The 14,853-nt window shown below is 70.3% G+C and carries 19 protein-coding genes; 1 reads left to right on the top strand and 18 read right to left on the bottom strand.

All coding sequences use genetic code 11. The features are described 5' to 3' along the window. Nucleotide 1: 1 nt before the first annotated feature. The 9 genes from IF188_RS07435 to rpsB all read right to left on the bottom strand — a co-directional run bounded on the left by IF188_RS07435 (nucleotide 2) and on the right by rpsB (nucleotide 6,760). Nucleotides 2–727, bottom strand: a complete 726-nt coding sequence (locus IF188_RS07435; RefSeq protein ID WP_191171151.1) for an alpha/beta hydrolase — start codon at nucleotides 725–727, stop codon at nucleotides 2–4. A 1-nt stretch (nucleotide 728) separates the two neighbouring features. Continuing rightward, on the bottom strand, nucleotides 729–1,013 hold the full coding sequence (locus tag IF188_RS07440) for a hypothetical protein (protein WP_191171152.1): 285 nt from the start codon (nucleotides 1,011–1,013) through the stop codon (nucleotides 729–731). Nucleotides 1,014–1,016: 3 nt separating this feature from the next. Then, the gene (locus tag IF188_RS07445) at nucleotides 1,017–1,685 is read right to left on the bottom strand and encodes an aggregation-promoting factor C-terminal-like domain-containing protein (RefSeq protein WP_318152831.1); all 669 of its coding nucleotides are present in this window, start codon (nucleotides 1,683–1,685) and stop codon (nucleotides 1,017–1,019) included. Nucleotides 1,686–1,791: 106 nt separating this feature from the next. After that, nucleotides 1,792–2,355 carry a DivIVA domain-containing protein gene (locus IF188_RS07450; RefSeq protein WP_191171153.1) on the bottom strand — a complete coding sequence of 188 codons (564 nt, stop codon included), beginning with the start codon at nucleotides 2,353–2,355 and terminating at the stop codon, nucleotides 1,792–1,794. Beyond that, nucleotides 2,352–3,434: a phosphatidate cytidylyltransferase gene (locus tag IF188_RS07455; RefSeq protein ID WP_191171154.1), complete on the bottom strand. Its 1,083-nt coding sequence runs from the start codon at nucleotides 3,432–3,434 to the stop codon at nucleotides 2,352–2,354. Before IF188_RS07455 ends, IF188_RS07450 begins: the two co-directional genes overlap by 4 nt. A gap of 9 nt (nucleotides 3,435–3,443) precedes the next feature. Further along, a complete protein-coding gene (frr, locus tag IF188_RS07460; protein ID WP_191171155.1) occupies nucleotides 3,444–3,998 on the bottom strand; it encodes a ribosome recycling factor in 555 nt (184 codons plus the stop codon). Nucleotides 3,999–4,050: 52 nt separating this feature from the next. After that, the gene (gene pyrH, locus IF188_RS07465; RefSeq protein WP_191171156.1) at nucleotides 4,051–4,770 is read right to left on the bottom strand and encodes a UMP kinase; all 720 of its coding nucleotides are present in this window, start codon (nucleotides 4,768–4,770) and stop codon (nucleotides 4,051–4,053) included. 116 nt (nucleotides 4,771–4,886) lie between these two features. Next, nucleotides 4,887–5,714, bottom strand: a complete 828-nt coding sequence (gene tsf, locus IF188_RS07470) for a translation elongation factor Ts (RefSeq protein WP_191171157.1) — start codon at nucleotides 5,712–5,714, stop codon at nucleotides 4,887–4,889. Nucleotides 5,715–5,800: 86 nt separating this feature from the next. Continuing rightward, nucleotides 5,801–6,760 carry a 30S ribosomal protein S2 gene (gene rpsB, locus IF188_RS07475; RefSeq protein ID WP_191171158.1) on the bottom strand — a complete coding sequence of 320 codons (960 nt, stop codon included), beginning with the start codon at nucleotides 6,758–6,760 and terminating at the stop codon, nucleotides 5,801–5,803. A gap of 340 nt (nucleotides 6,761–7,100) precedes the next feature. Here rpsB and IF188_RS07480 point away from each other — a divergent pair, with 340 nt between their 5' ends. Further along, nucleotides 7,101–7,658 (top strand): M23 family metallopeptidase, encoded by a 558-nt coding sequence (locus IF188_RS07480; RefSeq protein WP_191171159.1) that lies wholly within the window; start codon nucleotides 7,101–7,103, stop codon nucleotides 7,656–7,658. A gap of 3 nt (nucleotides 7,659–7,661) precedes the next feature. Here IF188_RS07480 and IF188_RS07485 read toward each other — a convergent pair whose 3' ends face one another. The 9 genes from IF188_RS07485 to IF188_RS07525 all read right to left on the bottom strand — a co-directional run bounded on the left by IF188_RS07485 (nucleotide 7,662) and on the right by IF188_RS07525 (nucleotide 14,812). After that, complete coding sequence (locus IF188_RS07485; protein WP_191171160.1) at nucleotides 7,662–8,573, bottom strand: tyrosine recombinase XerC; 912 nt, start codon at nucleotides 8,571–8,573, stop codon at nucleotides 7,662–7,664. 60 nt (nucleotides 8,574–8,633) lie between these two features. Next, nucleotides 8,634–9,830: a DNA-processing protein DprA gene (gene dprA / locus IF188_RS07490; RefSeq protein WP_191171161.1), complete on the bottom strand. Its 1,197-nt coding sequence runs from the start codon at nucleotides 9,828–9,830 to the stop codon at nucleotides 8,634–8,636. Continuing rightward, the gene (locus tag IF188_RS07495) at nucleotides 9,827–11,350 is read right to left on the bottom strand and encodes a YifB family Mg chelatase-like AAA ATPase (RefSeq protein ID WP_191171162.1); all 1,524 of its coding nucleotides are present in this window, start codon (nucleotides 11,348–11,350) and stop codon (nucleotides 9,827–9,829) included. The genes dprA and IF188_RS07495 overlap by 4 nt, the downstream gene beginning before the upstream one ends. Next, nucleotides 11,347–11,715: a YraN family protein gene (locus IF188_RS07500; protein ID WP_191171163.1), complete on the bottom strand. Its 369-nt coding sequence runs from the start codon at nucleotides 11,713–11,715 to the stop codon at nucleotides 11,347–11,349. The genes IF188_RS07495 and IF188_RS07500 overlap by 4 nt, the downstream gene beginning before the upstream one ends. A gap of 102 nt (nucleotides 11,716–11,817) precedes the next feature. Then, nucleotides 11,818–12,141: a DUF2469 family protein gene (locus IF188_RS07505; protein WP_045297888.1), complete on the bottom strand. Its 324-nt coding sequence runs from the start codon at nucleotides 12,139–12,141 to the stop codon at nucleotides 11,818–11,820. 65 nt (nucleotides 12,142–12,206) lie between these two features. Beyond that, nucleotides 12,207–12,866 (bottom strand): ribonuclease HII, encoded by a 660-nt coding sequence (locus IF188_RS07510; RefSeq protein ID WP_191171164.1) that lies wholly within the window; start codon nucleotides 12,864–12,866, stop codon nucleotides 12,207–12,209. After that, nucleotides 12,863–13,645 carry a signal peptidase I gene (gene lepB, locus IF188_RS07515; protein ID WP_191171165.1) on the bottom strand — a complete coding sequence of 261 codons (783 nt, stop codon included), beginning with the start codon at nucleotides 13,643–13,645 and terminating at the stop codon, nucleotides 12,863–12,865. Before lepB ends, IF188_RS07510 begins: the two co-directional genes overlap by 4 nt. 147 nt (nucleotides 13,646–13,792) lie before the next feature. Then, nucleotides 13,793–14,140, bottom strand: a complete 348-nt coding sequence (gene rplS / locus IF188_RS07520; RefSeq protein ID WP_179432961.1) for a 50S ribosomal protein L19 — start codon at nucleotides 14,138–14,140, stop codon at nucleotides 13,793–13,795. A gap of 168 nt (nucleotides 14,141–14,308) precedes the next feature. Beyond that, the gene (locus IF188_RS07525) at nucleotides 14,309–14,812 is read right to left on the bottom strand and encodes an MFS transporter permease (protein ID WP_191171166.1); all 504 of its coding nucleotides are present in this window, start codon (nucleotides 14,810–14,812) and stop codon (nucleotides 14,309–14,311) included. Between the last annotated feature and the right edge of the window lie 41 nt (nucleotides 14,813–14,853).

Consider the following 14,853-nt stretch of genomic DNA (forward strand, 5'->3'; position numbering starts at 1 on the left):
GCTATTCGTCGACGACCGGGCCGTGCCACTCTGTCGGCAGCGGGAGCGCGTCCGGATTGACCGCAGCGACGATCTCGGTGAGCACGCGACGCGTCTGGTTCTCGCCGACCCACAGGTGCTTGCCGCCCTCGACGGGGATCAGCACGGCATCCGGCACACTGGCGAAGCGCTGGGCGGCCGCCTCCGGGCGCAGATAGTCGTCGAACTCGGGCACGAGCACGATGAGACGACGCGGATCGTCCGCCCACGCGGCGACCTCGTCGTCGGACGCCCGGTGCAGCGGCGGCGAGAGCAGGACAGCACCCTCGACATCGTGGTCACGTCCGTACTTCAGCGCGAGCTCGGTGCCGAAGGACCAGCCGACGAACCACGGCCGCGGCAGAGCGCGCGCATGCACGAAGTCCATCGCGGCGGCGACGTCGAACGCCTCGGCGCGGCCGCCGTCGAAAGCCCCGTCGCTCGTCCCCCTCGGCGACGACGTGCCGCGGGTGTTGAACCGCAGCACCGCGAGATCCGCGAGCGCAGGCAGCCGGCCGGCGGCCTTGCGGAGGATATGCGAGTCCATGAAGCCGCCGGCGGTGGGCAGCGGATGCAGCGTCACCAGGGTCGCCACCGGGTCGCGGTGCTCGGGCAGGGCGAGCTCGCCGACGAGGGTCAGGCCGTCGAGCGTCTCGAGCTCGATCTCTTCGCGCCGCGCGGGTAGCTGCATCGGGCCGCGGATCTCCATGTCAGGCAACCTTCCAGCAGTGCTGATGCCAGTGCCGGCGGGCAGCGAGATCGGCGGCATCCCCGAGGACGCCGTCCGCCCGCCAGGCGACAAGATGCGCGACGCCGATGTCGATCGAACCGCCGCATCCCGGACAGGTGTAGACCTTCTGAGCCTGCGCGGCCGACACCGGCTGCACCGTCCACTCCACGCCGCGGCGATACTCGGTGCGCTTCCAGCCCGCGAGCAGACGCTCGAACGAGTCGTCGCCGCCCGAGTCGTTGCGGCGGCGGTTTGACCGTGGCATGACTCAGTACCAGCCGGTGCTCTGCGAATGGCCCCACGCGCCGCACGGCGTGCCGTAGCGGCCGCTGATGTAACCGAGGCCCCACGTGATCTGCGTGGCGGGATTCGTCTCCCAGTCGGAGCCCGCACTGGCCATCTTCTTGCCGGGCAGCGCCTGCGGGATGCCGTACGCGCCGCTGCCGGCGTTGTACGCGTTCACGCGCCAGCCGGACTCCTTCTTCCAGAGGGCGACGAGACAGGCGAACTCGTTGTCGCTCCAGCCGCGAGCCTTGACCATGTCGTAAGCGATGGCCTGAGCGCTTCCCGGGTTGGGCGTGACGAACGGCGGGCGCCAGCCGCCGGATGACGCGGCCTTCGCTTCGACCGTCGGCTTCGGCTTCATGTACACCGAGTAGGTGCCGCGGTCGAGCTCTGCCGCCGGCGCCGGCTCGGCCGACGCATCGCCGGTGATGGTCTGCACGTCGCCCAGCGAGCTCGCGTAGAGCGACACCGGCTCGTCACCCGCGTCGACGTCGGCCAGAGCCACGCCGATCGGTCCGACGTAGGCGGCGACGAAACCCAGCGCGGCGAACGCGGCGAAGGCACCCACGACGCCGCGGCGACGCGACCAGCGCGGCGTCGGCGAGGCGGCACGCCTCGGCGTGACAGCACGACGGCGGGTCCGGGTCGACACGTCCTGACGTCGGGATCGCCTTGACGGGGTCAGCTCGTTTCCGGAAGTCACAGTGCCCCGATTCTCGCACAGCCGCGTCGGTTCTTTCCATCCGACGCGGCGGGACTCACTTGACGGCGAGCATGACCTCGACGACCGCGTCCAGCACGGCATCGACCTGCGCCTCGTGGTATCCGCCGCGCTGCATGCGGAAGGCCACCGAGCGCACCTGCTCGACAGTCACGGACTCGCCGGTCGCGAGGTACTTCGCGAGCTTGTCGGCGACGAGGTCGACCTCATCGACCCGATAGCCGTAGCGCAGGGCCGACACTCTGTCGAAGCGCTCCTTGCGGGCGCGCGACAGTCGGTCCAGCACCTCCTGAGCCAGGTCGCGGGTGTGGCCGACCCACGCGTTCGCGCCCGACGCTGCGACGGCCGTCGTCCGTTCACGCGCGGCGAAGGCGTCCTCGATGCGGCCGAGTGCGGCATCCACCGAACCGATGACGTAGCCGTGCCGCACCAGCGGGAAGGCGACCTGGCGGATCTCCGCAGAGGTCATGTCATCGCTGCCGCGCTCGAAACTGCCGCGGGCCCTGGCCAGGAACTCGTCGACCGCTTCGGGGTCGTAGCCCTTCTCTCGGCCACGGGTCTCGGGGAAGGACGCTCGCGCGGGAGCTTCGGATGCCGTCATGCTGCCACCAGGGGGGTGAGGAGGTAGTACAGGGTCAATGCGCCGGCCGCCGACAGCAGGATCGAGTCGAGCCTGTCGAGGACGCCGCCATGGCCGGGGAGCCACGAGCTCATGTCCTTGATGCCGAGGTCGCGCTTGATCATCGATTCTCCCAGATCGCCGACGGTGGCGGTGGCGAGGATCACGATCCCGAACACGACTCCCATCCACCAGTCGAGTCCGAGCATGAACAGCCCGACCAGCACACCGGCGACGATCGCCGCCGCAGCCGCCCCGGCGAAGCCTTCCCAGGTCTTCTTCGGACTGATGCGCGGCGCCATCGGGTGCTTGCCGAACGAGATCCCGGCGATGTACGCACCGGTGTCGACGGCAACGGCGACGACGATGAAGCCGAGCACCCACCACTCGCCGCCGTCCTTGCTCAGCAGCACGATGCACAGGCTGCCGAGGAACGCCACGTAGAGCTGGATGAGCGTCGCGATGAGCACATCGCCGAGGACGGTGCCGTAGGTGCGCCCGTCGTGCGACGCCATCTGGGCGACGAGTCGCCAGACCACCACGAAGGCGAGCGCGACGAACAGCATGACCCACTGCAGCCACGACGTCACGAAGTACGCCGTGCCCACCAGGAGCGTGCCGGCGATGAGCTGCGGGACGAGGTCCACGCGCCGGCCGCTCGCGGTGAGCGCACGGGAGAACTCGAAGATCGAGAGCAGCACCGCCGCCAGGGCGAAGATCACGAAGACCCATTTGACGAACAGCAGGGAGGCCAGCAGCGCAGCGCCGATCGCGAGCCCGATCAGGATCGCCAGCAGCAGATCCCGCCCGGTGCGTTCCTTGATCCGCTCGTTCGCCTCTTCGAAGTCCGCCTTCGCCTGCGCGACCTGGCTCTCGAACTCGCTCCGCGCGGCACGCAGGTGCGCCTGCAGCACCGCAGCGGGATCACCGTCGTCGACGGTGTCCGCCGCGCCCGCGGCGCGCGGTGCGTCGTCGGTGCCGCGGCGGCTGTCGTCGGCATCACGACGAGAGCGCGGGAGGCCGCTCTCGTCGTCCTCCCGCGGCTCCGATGCGTCGGTCATGGGCAGTCCTCAGACCTCGAGGAGTTCTGCCTCTTTGCGCTTGAGCGCCTCGTCGATCGCGTCGACGTGAGCGCGGGTCAGCGCATCGAGCTCCTTCTCCGCGCGGGCGAGCTCATCGTCGCCGACCTCGCCCTTGAGGGCGTCGATGTCGTCCTTCGCCTTCCGGCGGATGCCGCGCACGTGGACCTTCGCGTCCTCGCCCTTGCTGCGCGTGAGCTTGACGTACTCCTTGCGGCGCTCCTCGGTGAGCTCGGGCATCGTGACGCGCACGATGTTGCCGTCGTTCGTCGGGTTCACCCCGAGGTTCGGGATGTCGCGGATCGCCTGCTCGATCGACTTGAGCGCCGACTTGTCGTACGGCGTGACGATGAGGGTGCGTGCCTCGGGGTTGTTGATCGAGGCGAGCTGCGCGAGCGGAGTCGGCGTGCCGTAGTAGTCGATCAGGACCTTCTGGAACAGCTGCGGGTTCGCACGGCCCGTGCGCACCGTCGCGAAGTCCTCCTTCGCAGCCTCCACGGCGCGGTCCATGCGCGCTCCGGCATCGGCCAAGACGTCCGCGATCACAGTGTCTCCTTCATGTGGATGGGGCGGGTCAAGTCTATCGACGCGCGGCGCGTCACGCCGTGACGAGCGTGCCGATGGATTCGCCCAGCAGCGCGCGTGTGACGTTGCCGGCCGGCTCCATGCCGAACACGCGCATGTCCATGCGGTTGTCCATGCACAGGCTGAACGCGGTCGAGTCGACGACCTTGAGCCCACGCTGCAGCGCATCGAGGTAGGTGATGCGGTCGATCTTGGTGGCCGAGGCATCCTTCTTCGGATCGGCGGTGTAGACGCCGTCGACGCCGTTCTTGGCGACCAGCACCTCCTGCGCATCGATCTCGAGCGCGCGCTGAGCAGCCACCGTGTCGGTCGAGAAGTAGGGCAGACCGGCCCCGGCGCCGAAGATCACGACGCGGCCCTTCTCCATGTGCCGCTCGGCGCGACGCGGGATGTACGGCTCGGCGACCTGCGTCATCGCGATTGCCGACTGCACGCGAGTGGCCGCGCCGGCCTGCTCGAGGAAGTCCTGCAGCGCGAGTGCGTTCATCACGGTGCCGAGCATGCCCATGTAGTCCGCGCGCCCGCGGTCCATGCCGCGCTGGCTGAGCTCGGCGCCGCGGAAGAAGTTGCCGCCGCCGACGACGACCGCGATCTCGACCCGATCGACCGCTTCGGCGATCTCGCGGGCGATCTGACCGACGACATCGGGGTTCACGCCGAGCTGGCCACCCCCGAACGCCTCGCCCGACAGCTTCAGCAGGACGCGGCGGCGCCCGGTGTTCTCGTTGATCACGGTGATCCTCTCGATGACGACAAACTACTCAGCCCAGGCCAAAACTACCCAGGAAGACCCTCGAAGGGCATGAGAAAGGCCCGCACCGGAATCCGGGTGCGGGCCTTCTCAGAAGGTCAGGCGCCGACCTTGAAGCGGGCGAAGCCCGTCAGGGTCAGGCCGGCGTCCTTCGCGACCTGGGCGACGGACTGCTTGTTGTCCTTCGCGTAGTCCTGGTCGAGCAGGGCGACCTGCTTGAAGAACGCGTTGACGCGGCCCTCGACGATCTTCGGCAGGGCGGCCTCGGGCTTGCCCTCGTTGCGCGAGATCTCGGTGACGATCTCGCGCTCCTTCTCGACCTCGGCCTCGGGGACCTCGTCGCGCGACAGGTAGGACGGGTTGGCGAACGAGATGTGCTGCGCAAGGCTGCGCGCCGTCTCGGCGTCGTCGCCCGTGTACGCGAGCACCACGCCGACCTGCGGAGGCAGGTCCTTGCTGGTGCGGTGCAGGTAGATCTCGAACTTGTCGCCCGAGAGCGTGACGACGCGACGCAGCTCGACCTTCTCGCCGATGATCGCGGCCTCGTCCGAGATGAGCTCGGCGACGGTCTGCGAGCCGGCGGGGGCGGCGAGAGCGGCCTCGGCGGACTCGGCGCCCGCGGCGGTGGCCGCCTCGAGGACCTTGTCGGCCAGGGCGATGAAGCGCTCGTTCTTCGCCACGAAGTCGGTCTCGGTGTTCAGCTCGATGAGCGTGACCTTGCCGTCGAGCTCCTTGGCAGCGACGAGGCCCTCGCTCGTGGAGCGGTCGGCGCGCTTGGCGTTGCCCTTCGCGCCCTTGAGGCGCAGGATCTCGACAGCCTTCTCGAGGTCGCCGTCGGCCTCCTCGAGGGCCTTCTTGGTGTCGACCATGCCGGTGCCGAGCTGCTCGCGCAGCGCCTTGATGTCGGCGATCGTGAAGTTTGCCATGGGTGGTGGCTCCTAGTGTTGGTGAGTTCTCGTGGATGCCGCGGCGGAGTCGTCCAGAGACGACTCCGCCGGGCGGGAAGATGCGATTACGCCTGGTCGCCGGCCTCGGCGGCCAGCTCCTCCGCGACGGCCTCGGCCACGACCGCCTCGGCGGCGAGCTCTTCGGCGGCAGCCTCGGCCACGACGGCGTCGGCGAGGTCGCCCTCGGCGGCGAGCTCCTCGGCGATCGCCTCGGCGGCGACGGCTTCGGTGGCGAGCTCGACGGCGTCAGCCTCGGCGGTGGCGGCGCCCTGCTCGAGCAGCTCGCGCTCCCAGTCGGCCAGCGGCTCGGCGTCCGCGGCCTCGTCGGTGGGCTGGTGACGCTGGATCAGGCCCTCGGCGGCGGCGTCGGCGATGATGCGCGTGAGCAGGCCCACCGAGCGGATCGCGTCGTCGTTGCCGGGGATCGGGTACTGGAACTCGTCCGGGTCGGCGTTGGTGTCGAGGATGCCGATCACCGGGATGCCGAGCTTCGAGGCCTCGTCGATGGCGAGGTGCTCGCGCTTGGCGTCGACGACCCAGATGGCCGACGGGGTCTTCTGCAGGTTGCGGATGCCGCCCAGCGACTTGTGCAGCTTGTCGAGCTCGCGCTTCTTGAGGAGGAGCTCCTTCTTGGTGAAGCCGCTCGCGGCCGGGTCCTCGAAGTCGAGCTCCTCGAGCTCCTTCATGCGGGCGAGACGCTTCGACACCGTCGAGAAGTTGGTGAGCAGGCCGCCGAGCCAGCGCTGGTTCACGTAGGGCTGACCGACACGGGTCGCCTGCTCCGCGATGACTTCCTGCGCCTGCTTCTTGGTGCCGACGAAGAGGACGGTGCCGCCGTGGGCGACGGTCTCCTTGACGAATTCGTACGCCTTGTCGATGTACGTCAGCGACTGCTGCAGGTCGATGATGTGGATGCCGCTGCGCTCCGTGAGGATGAAGCGCTTGACCTTCGGGTTCCACCGGCGGGTCTGGTGTCCGAAGTGGACGCCGCTGTCGAGCAGCTGGCGAATGGTGACGACGGCCATGGCCGGTCTCCTGTTCTGGCGCGCTGAGCGCCTGTTGCGGTTGTGTCGCGCCGACCGTCGGCCGGCGAGCCTGGTGCCCGGCGCACACCCGCCCGGCGCTCGCTGTGTCGCGCTCGCAGGGACCGTTGGGAGTGGATGCCGCGTCATGGACTCGTCCCGTTCGAGGCGAGGTCCGTCACGCTCAGGGCACGCGGAGTCACTCCGACATGCGGAGTGCGACCCCCAGTGTATCAGGAGCGCCGGCTCGGGTCCTTCCTCCCCCACCACCCCCGAGGCCGGCTTCTCCACAGATTCCCCGGTACCGCGACGCGCGCGCCCGCGCCGGCGCGACGCTCATGGGATGAGCTCTCGTACTGATGCTCCTCTGTCGCGCACCCGCTTGCGCAAGATCGCCGTAGCCGGAGTGCTCGTCGCCTGCGTCTCGCTCGGCGTCGACGCCGCGCGGGCCGCACCGGCGACCACCGCGGCGTCGGCAGAGGTCGTGCCCCGAGGCGGCGACTGGGTGTGGCCGGTCCACCCGTTCCGGTTGGAACGACCGTTCGTCGCGCCGCCGCACGAGTACGGTCCGGGGCATCGCGGCGTCGACCTGCGCCCGCTCGAGGGATCCATCGTGGTGGCTCCGGCTGCCGGCGTCGTCGCGTTCTCGGGGCAGGTGGCGGGGCGTGGCATCCTGACCATCGATCACGGCAACGGGCTGGTCACGACCCTCGAGCCTGTCGAGTCGCCGCTCGCCGCCGGGGCGATCGTCGCGCGCGGCGAGGCGGCGGGCACGGTGTCGACGGGCGGGCACTCCGCCCCTGGAACCGTGCACTTCGGTGTGCGTCTGGACGGCGAGTACATCAATCCGATGCTGCTGCTCGGCGGGGTGCCGCGGGCGATCCTGCTCCCCTGCTGCTGAGCCTCACGCCCGAGGGTGCGCCAGTCGATATGAGGCGGTGAGGCGCTCGCTGGAGACGTGCGTGTAGATCTGGGTGGTGCCGAGACTCGCATGCCCGAGGATCTCCTGCACGGCGCGCAGATCGGCCCCGCCGTCGAGAAGGTGTGTCGCCGCAGAGTGGCGCAGCGCGTGCGGTCCCACCTGGGCGCCGAGCTCGGGGCCCAGCTCCTTCGATACGAGGTCGTACACAGCGCGCGGTCCGAGGCGGCCGCCGCGGGCGCCGAGGAAGAGCGCGGATGCCGCACCGCCGGTGGCCGGATCCGTCCTGGCCGCGAGGGTCGGACGTCCGCGCACCAGGTACGCCTCCACCGCGCGAAGCGCGGGAAGACCGAACGGCACGACGCGCTCTTTGGATCCCTTGCCGAGGACGCGAGCGGTCCGGCGCTCGCGATCGAGGTCGTCGATGTCGAGGCCGCACAGTTCCGACACGCGCACGGCTGCCCCGTAGAGCAGTTCCAGCACAGCATGATCTCGCAGCGCGACGGGGTCTCCGTCGGCAGCGGACTGCTCGAGTCGCGCGAGCACGCCGTCGAGGGAGTGCGCTGTTGCGACCTTCGGCAGAGTCTTGCCGCGCTTGGGCGTCACCAGCCGCAGACTCGGATCCGACTCGATCCGGTCCGTCTCAGCGGCCCACGCGAAGAAGCCGCGCACTGCCGCCGTCCGCCGCGCGATGGTCGCGCGGCTGTCGCCGCGCTGAACCGCCTGCCAGAGCCAATCGCGCAGCGCCTCGAGGTCCACCGCCGCCAGCTCACCGTCGTCGCACGCGGCGATCAGCCCGGCGAGATCCGACCGATACGCACGAACGGTCGCGGGCGACAGCCGGCGCACCTGTTCGAGGTGACGCAGGTACGCCTCGACGGCCTCGGCGATCCTCATGCCCCCAGCATGCCGCGCCGATGCTCTGAGGCTCCTGCGACGCCCCGAGCGGCCGCAGGGTCAGCTCCGGCTCGCGACGAGGCGCCAGCCGTCCGGCTCCGCCTCGACGCTCCCCTCGAGGCGGAGCATGCCCAGGATCGCCCGCACGTCGTCCACCGACATGCCGGCTCGACGCGCCACATCCACGACGTCTCGCCGAAGTCGCACGCTGAGCGCATCCCTCACTCGCGTGGCGTCGTCCGTTCGCGCGCTGCCGGCGACAGACGGCACGTCCTCCGATCCCGGTGCCGCAGGCCACGCGCCCAACAGTTCCCTGACGTCGTCCGGGCTCGTGATGCATGCCGCGCCGCTGCGGATCAGCCGATGCGTCCCGACGGACGTCGGTGTCGAGATGGGACCGGGCACGGCCCCCAGCGCCCGTCCGAGCTGCGCGGCGTGGTTCGCGGTGTTCAGCGATCCGCTGCGCCCGCCGGCCTCGACGACGATGGTGGCGGTGGTCAGGGCGGCGATCAGTCGATTGCGCTGGAGGAAGCGCCACTTCGTGGGTGCGGACCCGCAGGGCACTTCGCTCACGACGGCGCCGGTCTTCGCGATGTCGTCGATGAGCTGGGTGTGCCCGGCCGGATACGCGCGTTCCGCGCCGCCCGCCAGCAGGGCGACGGTCAGCCCCTGGGCGCCGAGTACCGCACGGTGCGCGGCGCCGTCGATCCCATAGGCGCCTCCTGACACCACGGGGATCCCGCTGCCTGCCAGCTCCGCAGCCAGTTCGCGCGCCACGAGGTCGCCGTACCCCGATGCCGCCCGAGCGCCGACGATCGCAACCGACGGCTGCAGCCCTGCGAGCACGGCGGCGTCCCCCCGCACCCATAGGCACAGCGGCGCATGCACGTCGAGGTCGTCGAGCTGCTGCGGCCAGCACGCGTCACGGCGGGTGACGACGGTGATGCCTCGCGCACCGGCGACCCGCAGAGTGTCGGCGACCGTCCGTGCCGACAATCGGGGCAGCCAGCGCTTGCGGGCCTCGGTCAGCTCGCGCCCGCTGACCTCGTCGACCGGCGTGCCGCGCAGCATGGCGTCGAGGGCCTCGACAGGGCCACGGCATGCCAGCATCCGGCCGGCGACGGAGTCCCCCGGCTCGATGAGATGGCACCAGACGATGAGCGCGTACAGCTCCAGCGCGTCCTCATCGGGCAGCTCGTGCCCCAGCGGCGCCAGGGCGGCTTGCGCGACGGCGGGTGAGAGGTCGAACGTGATCACAGCGCGATTCCCTTCTTCAGGTAGAGCGCGCGACCGATGTGGTCCGCGCCGAGCCGGCCGGCGCCGTCGATGTCAGCGAGCGACCAGGCGACTCTCAGCACGCGATCGAATCCGCGAAGCGTCAGCGCGCCACGGTTGAGCGCGGCGTCCAGGGGGCGGCGGACGATGGGTTCCGGGGCGACCGGCCCCTCTCGCAGCCACATGCCCGGGACGTCGGCATTGACCCGCCACGCGGTGCCGCGCAGCCGATGGGCCGCTCTGGCCCGAGCCTCTGCCACCCGCTCGCGCGCGTCGGCGGTCGAGGTCGCGGGTGCCGTGCCGCGCTGCGCGACCGACACGCGCGCCAGCGTCAGCTCGATGTCCATCCGGTCCAGCAGCGGCCCGGACAGGCGCCCGAGGTAGCGCCGGATCGCGGCAGGCGGGCAGGCGCAGTCGCCGCCGCGGATGCCGTAGTTGCCGCACGGGCACGGGTTCGTGGCGAGGACGAGCTGGAACCGCGCCGGGTACTCCGCCTGCGCACCGGCGCGATGGATCGCGATCGTTCCGGTCTCCAGCGGCTGTCGCAGCGCATCGAGCACCGACGCCGGAAACTCGCCGGCCTCGTCCAGGAACAGTACGCCTTCACTGGCGCGCGCGATCGCACCGGGCCGGACCACACGCGAGCCGCCGCCCACGAGCGCGGCCACGGATGCGCTGTGATGCGGCGCTTCGAACGGCGGAGTCCGTGACAGCTCCACGACGCGCGCGCCGGAGAGACTGCGGATCGACGCGCTCGCGAGCGCGGCGCGGTCGTCCAGTTCGGGGAGGATGCCCGGCAGCCGACGCGCGAGCATGGTCTTGCCGGCGCCGGGCGGGCCGCACATCAGCAGATGATGCCCGCCGGCGGCCGCCACGATGAGAGCGTCGACGGCATCCCGCTGTCCGATGACATCCGCCAGATCGAGCGCATCCTCGCGGGCCGGGGCCTCGTCGCTCAGCTCGACGGGGTCGTCGTCGGGTACCTCCACCTCGCCGCCGTGCCACGAGACGACCTGCGCCAGGTTGACCGCCGCCAGCACCTCCATGCCCTCGACCAGTGCCGCCTCAGCCCCGTTCGCGTGCGGGACGACCACGCGGCGCAGCCCTGCCCGGCGCGCGGCCACGACTGCCGGCAGCACTCCCGGTACCGGGCGCAGCCGCCCGTCGAGCCCCAGCTCGCCCAGGTGCACGGTCGCCGCGAGGGATGCGGCATCCATCCCGTTCTCGGTGGCCAGCGACGCGAGCGCGATCGCGACGTCGAAACCGGAGCCCTGCTTGGGCAGGCTCGCCGGCGACAGGTTCACGGTCAGCCTGCGGCGCGGCAGCGCGGTGCCGCTGTTCACGCACGCGTTGTGCACGCGCTGCACCGCCTCGCCGAGGGCCTTGTCGGCCAGCCCGATGATGCGGAAGTCCGGCTGCTGGTTGGACAGATCGGCCTCGACCTCGACGACCTCGCCCTCGGCGCCGACGAGCGACACCGCCCACGTGCGAGCGACGCTCACGGCACCTCCACGTCGACGAGATGCTCCAGCGCTGCCGTTCCGGGCTCGGGACCGATGATCCCGACCGCGTCGATGCGCAGTCGCCGTCCCTGCATCAGCTCGCGGTGCTCCCCCGCCCACGCCATCGCGAGCCGCCAGAGCCGAGCCCGCTTGCGTGCGTCGATCGCCTCGAACGGATGCCCGTACGCCTCGCCGCGGCGCGTCTTGACCTCGACCACGACGACATGCCGCGCGTCGGCCACGACGAGGTCGATCTCACCGCCCCGGCATCGCCAATTGCGTGCGAGGACCGTGTACCCGAGTTCGGTGAGGTAGCGCGCGGCGCGGTCCTCGCCCGCGCGCCCGAGTTCGTCCTTCTCTGCCATTCCGGCATCGTCGCGCGAGGAGCGTTCCCCGCGGACGCCGGGCGGCGGCATCCGTTCACAACTCCCGAAAGCTCCGCAGACGACGGGGCTGGGGAGGAAGGGTCAGGTGTCGAGCGAGAGCTCTTCGGGAAGGTGGAAGTCCCGGCGCGAGAGCTCTTCGACGTTGACGTCCTTGAACGTCAGCACCCGGACCGCCTTGACGAATCGGTCGGCGCGGTAGATGTCCCACACCCAGACGTCCGACATCGAGATCTCGAAGTAGAAGTCGTGCTCGGTGTCGCGACGCACCACGTTGACCTCGTTCGCGAGGTAGAACCGGCGCTCGGTCTCGATCACATACTGGAACTGGGATACGACGTCGCGGTACTCGCGGTACAGAGCGAGCTCGAGCTCACGGTCGTAGTCTTCGAACACCTCGTCGTCCATGGTGTCTCCATCCTAGGACCGAGAAGGGATGCCGCACCCCGCGTTGCGCGGGCGGCGAACGCTCCTCAGAACAGCGTCGGCGCGTCGGAGATCGACCAGGAGGCGCGATGATGACGACTGATCCCGTGCTCGCGGATCGCAGCCCGGTGGTCCGGGCTCGCGTACCCCTTGTTGCGGGACCAGCCGTAGGCCGGCAGCTCGCCGTGCAGCTCGGTCATGAGATCGTCGCGCGCGACCTTCGCGATGACCGAGGCGGCGGCAGCCGACGCGCAGTCACGGTCGGCCTTGATCACGGGCCGGATCGTCAGAGCCCACTCCCCCGCCGGGGAGATGTAGTCGTAGTTGCCGTCCAGGATCACGATCGCGTCCTCGACGACGACTCCTTGCGCGCGAAGCTCGGCGAGGGCCCGCACCGAGGCGAGCCCCAGCGCGCGCATGATGCCGATCTCGTCGATCTCCTGCGAGCTCGCCCAGCCCACGGCGCTCGCCGCGACCCACGACGCGGCGCGGGCGGCGACATCGTGACGCCTCAATTCGGGCACGAGCTTGGAATCGCGCAGCCCCTGCGGGATCCGCTTGCGCGAGCGCGGCGCGTCGACCACCGCCGCGCCCACCGCGACAGGGCCGGCGAGGGCGCCGCGCCCGACCTCGTCGCACGCGATCACGAGCGTGTGCTCGCGAAGCAGGCGGCGTTCGAGCGTGAGCCGCGGCTCGGCGACGGTCATTCGTCGCCGTCGCCTCCGTCGGGCGCCGGGACACCGGCGAAGACGTCGTGGTGGAAGTCGAGCACGCCGAACCGGTCGAAGGGCCACGTGATCAGGAACGCACGCCCCACCACGTTGTCGATCGGAACGAACCCCTTGCCGGGCTGGTCCATGTGGAACCGCGAGTCGGCGGACCGGTTGCGGTTGTCGCCCAGCATCCACAGCGAGCCGTCCGGGACGGTCACGTCGAAGGACTCCTTGGACGCCGGGTCGTCCGCAGCGACGTTGATGTAGGCCCTCTCGTCGATCGGCACGCCGTTGACGCTGATCTGCCCGAGCGCGTTGCAGCACACGACGTGGTCACCGGGGATCCCGATGATGCGCTTGACCAGATGGTCGTCGCTGTCAGGTGCGGCGAGTCCCACGAGCGACAGCACCCATTCGAACGCCTCGACCACGGGCGGGCGCGCGGGGGCGGTGCTGGGCGGAAGCCAGCCGCCGGGGTCGCGGAACACGATGATGTCGCCGCGCTCGTAACCGCCGAAGCGGGGTGTGATCTCGTCGACGAGGATCCTGTCCTGGACGAGGAGGGTGTCTTCCATCGACCCGGACGGGATGTAGAACGACCGGACGAGGAACGTCTTGACCACGAGCGACACGAGCACCGCGATCAGGACGATCACGACCACGTCGCGCAGGAACACGAGCCAGCCGCGCCGCCGCGGCTGGACCGTCGCGGCCGCCGCCTCGGCCCCGTCGGCGGGCGACGGTTCGGCCGGGGCAGACTTCTCAGTCGTCATCGAGATCCTCCGCGGGCGCCGTCGGTCGGCGAGCCCGTCTTCAAGGGTGACACACTCCGGACCCGTTGCCGCACGTTGGCGTGCTCGCGCCGCAGACGACGAAGCCCCGGACCGCAGGTCCGGGGCTTCGCGCGCAAGGCGACGACGTCAGTTGTCGCGCTTCTCCTTGATCTTGGCCTTCTTGCCACGGAGGTTGCGCAGGTAGTAGAGCTTGGCGCGACGCACGTCACCGCGGGTCACGACCTCGATGTGGTCGATGACCGGGGAGTGCACCGGGAACGTGCGCTCGACGCCGACCTGGAAGCTGATCTTGCGGACCGTGAAGGTCTCGCGCACGCCGTCGCCCGAGCGGCCGATGACGACGCCCTGGAAGACCTGGATGCGCGAGCGGTTGCCTTCGGTGATGTTGACGTGCACCTTGACGGTGTCGCCGGCGTTGAAGGCGGGGATGTCGGAGCGGAGCGAAGCCGCGTCGACGGCGTCGAGGATCTGCATGATCGTCTCTCTCTGCGGCCGCCACAGGTCGACCGCGGGAAGTGTTGTGAAGGATTGAGTGTGCCGCAGGCCTCCGGCGTGACGCCGTCCAGCTGGTTCCCCTGAGGCAGAACCGGTCAGGGCACAAACAACTATTCTGCCACGGATGCCCCGTGGCTCCAAAACGCGTCAGCCGGCGGGCGGCGTCTGCTTCTCGGTGATGACGATGACCTCGCGCTCCGCTGATGCGGGGCCGTCCGCCGATCCCTGCGGCGGCGGGATGTAGGCCACTCCCTCGGTGGTGTGCAGCACGACGCGGGACGGCCGGGCCTCGCTCCACAGCTGCCACAGCGCCAGCCAGAACAGCCCGACGCCGGCGACGATCGCGATGACCATGACCGGCGCCCACCAGGACTCGACGAAGAATCCGAGCGAGATCACCAGCCCGTGCCAGACGCTGAAGCCCAGCACGTCCCACCACGAGACCGCACGCTGCGCCCGCACCGTACCGCGTGCCCGCACCAGCAGCGTCAGCAGCAGCTGCCATACGAACACACCGGGGATGGCGAGGAACAGGACCCAGAGGAACGCCCACCCGCCGGCGTTGAAGACCGCCCATCCCACGAGCAGCCACAGCGGAAGCAGGAAGGCTGCGGGAATCAGCCAGCCGAAGAATGCGCGACGCAGCCACATGCCTCTGATGGTACGCCGCCGTCGCACCGGGGTGGGGCCGC

Origin of the sequence: Microbacterium helvum (assembly GCF_014779795.1) — a bacterium.
GTDB lineage: Bacteria > Actinomycetota > Actinomycetes > Actinomycetales > Microbacteriaceae > Microbacterium > Microbacterium helvum.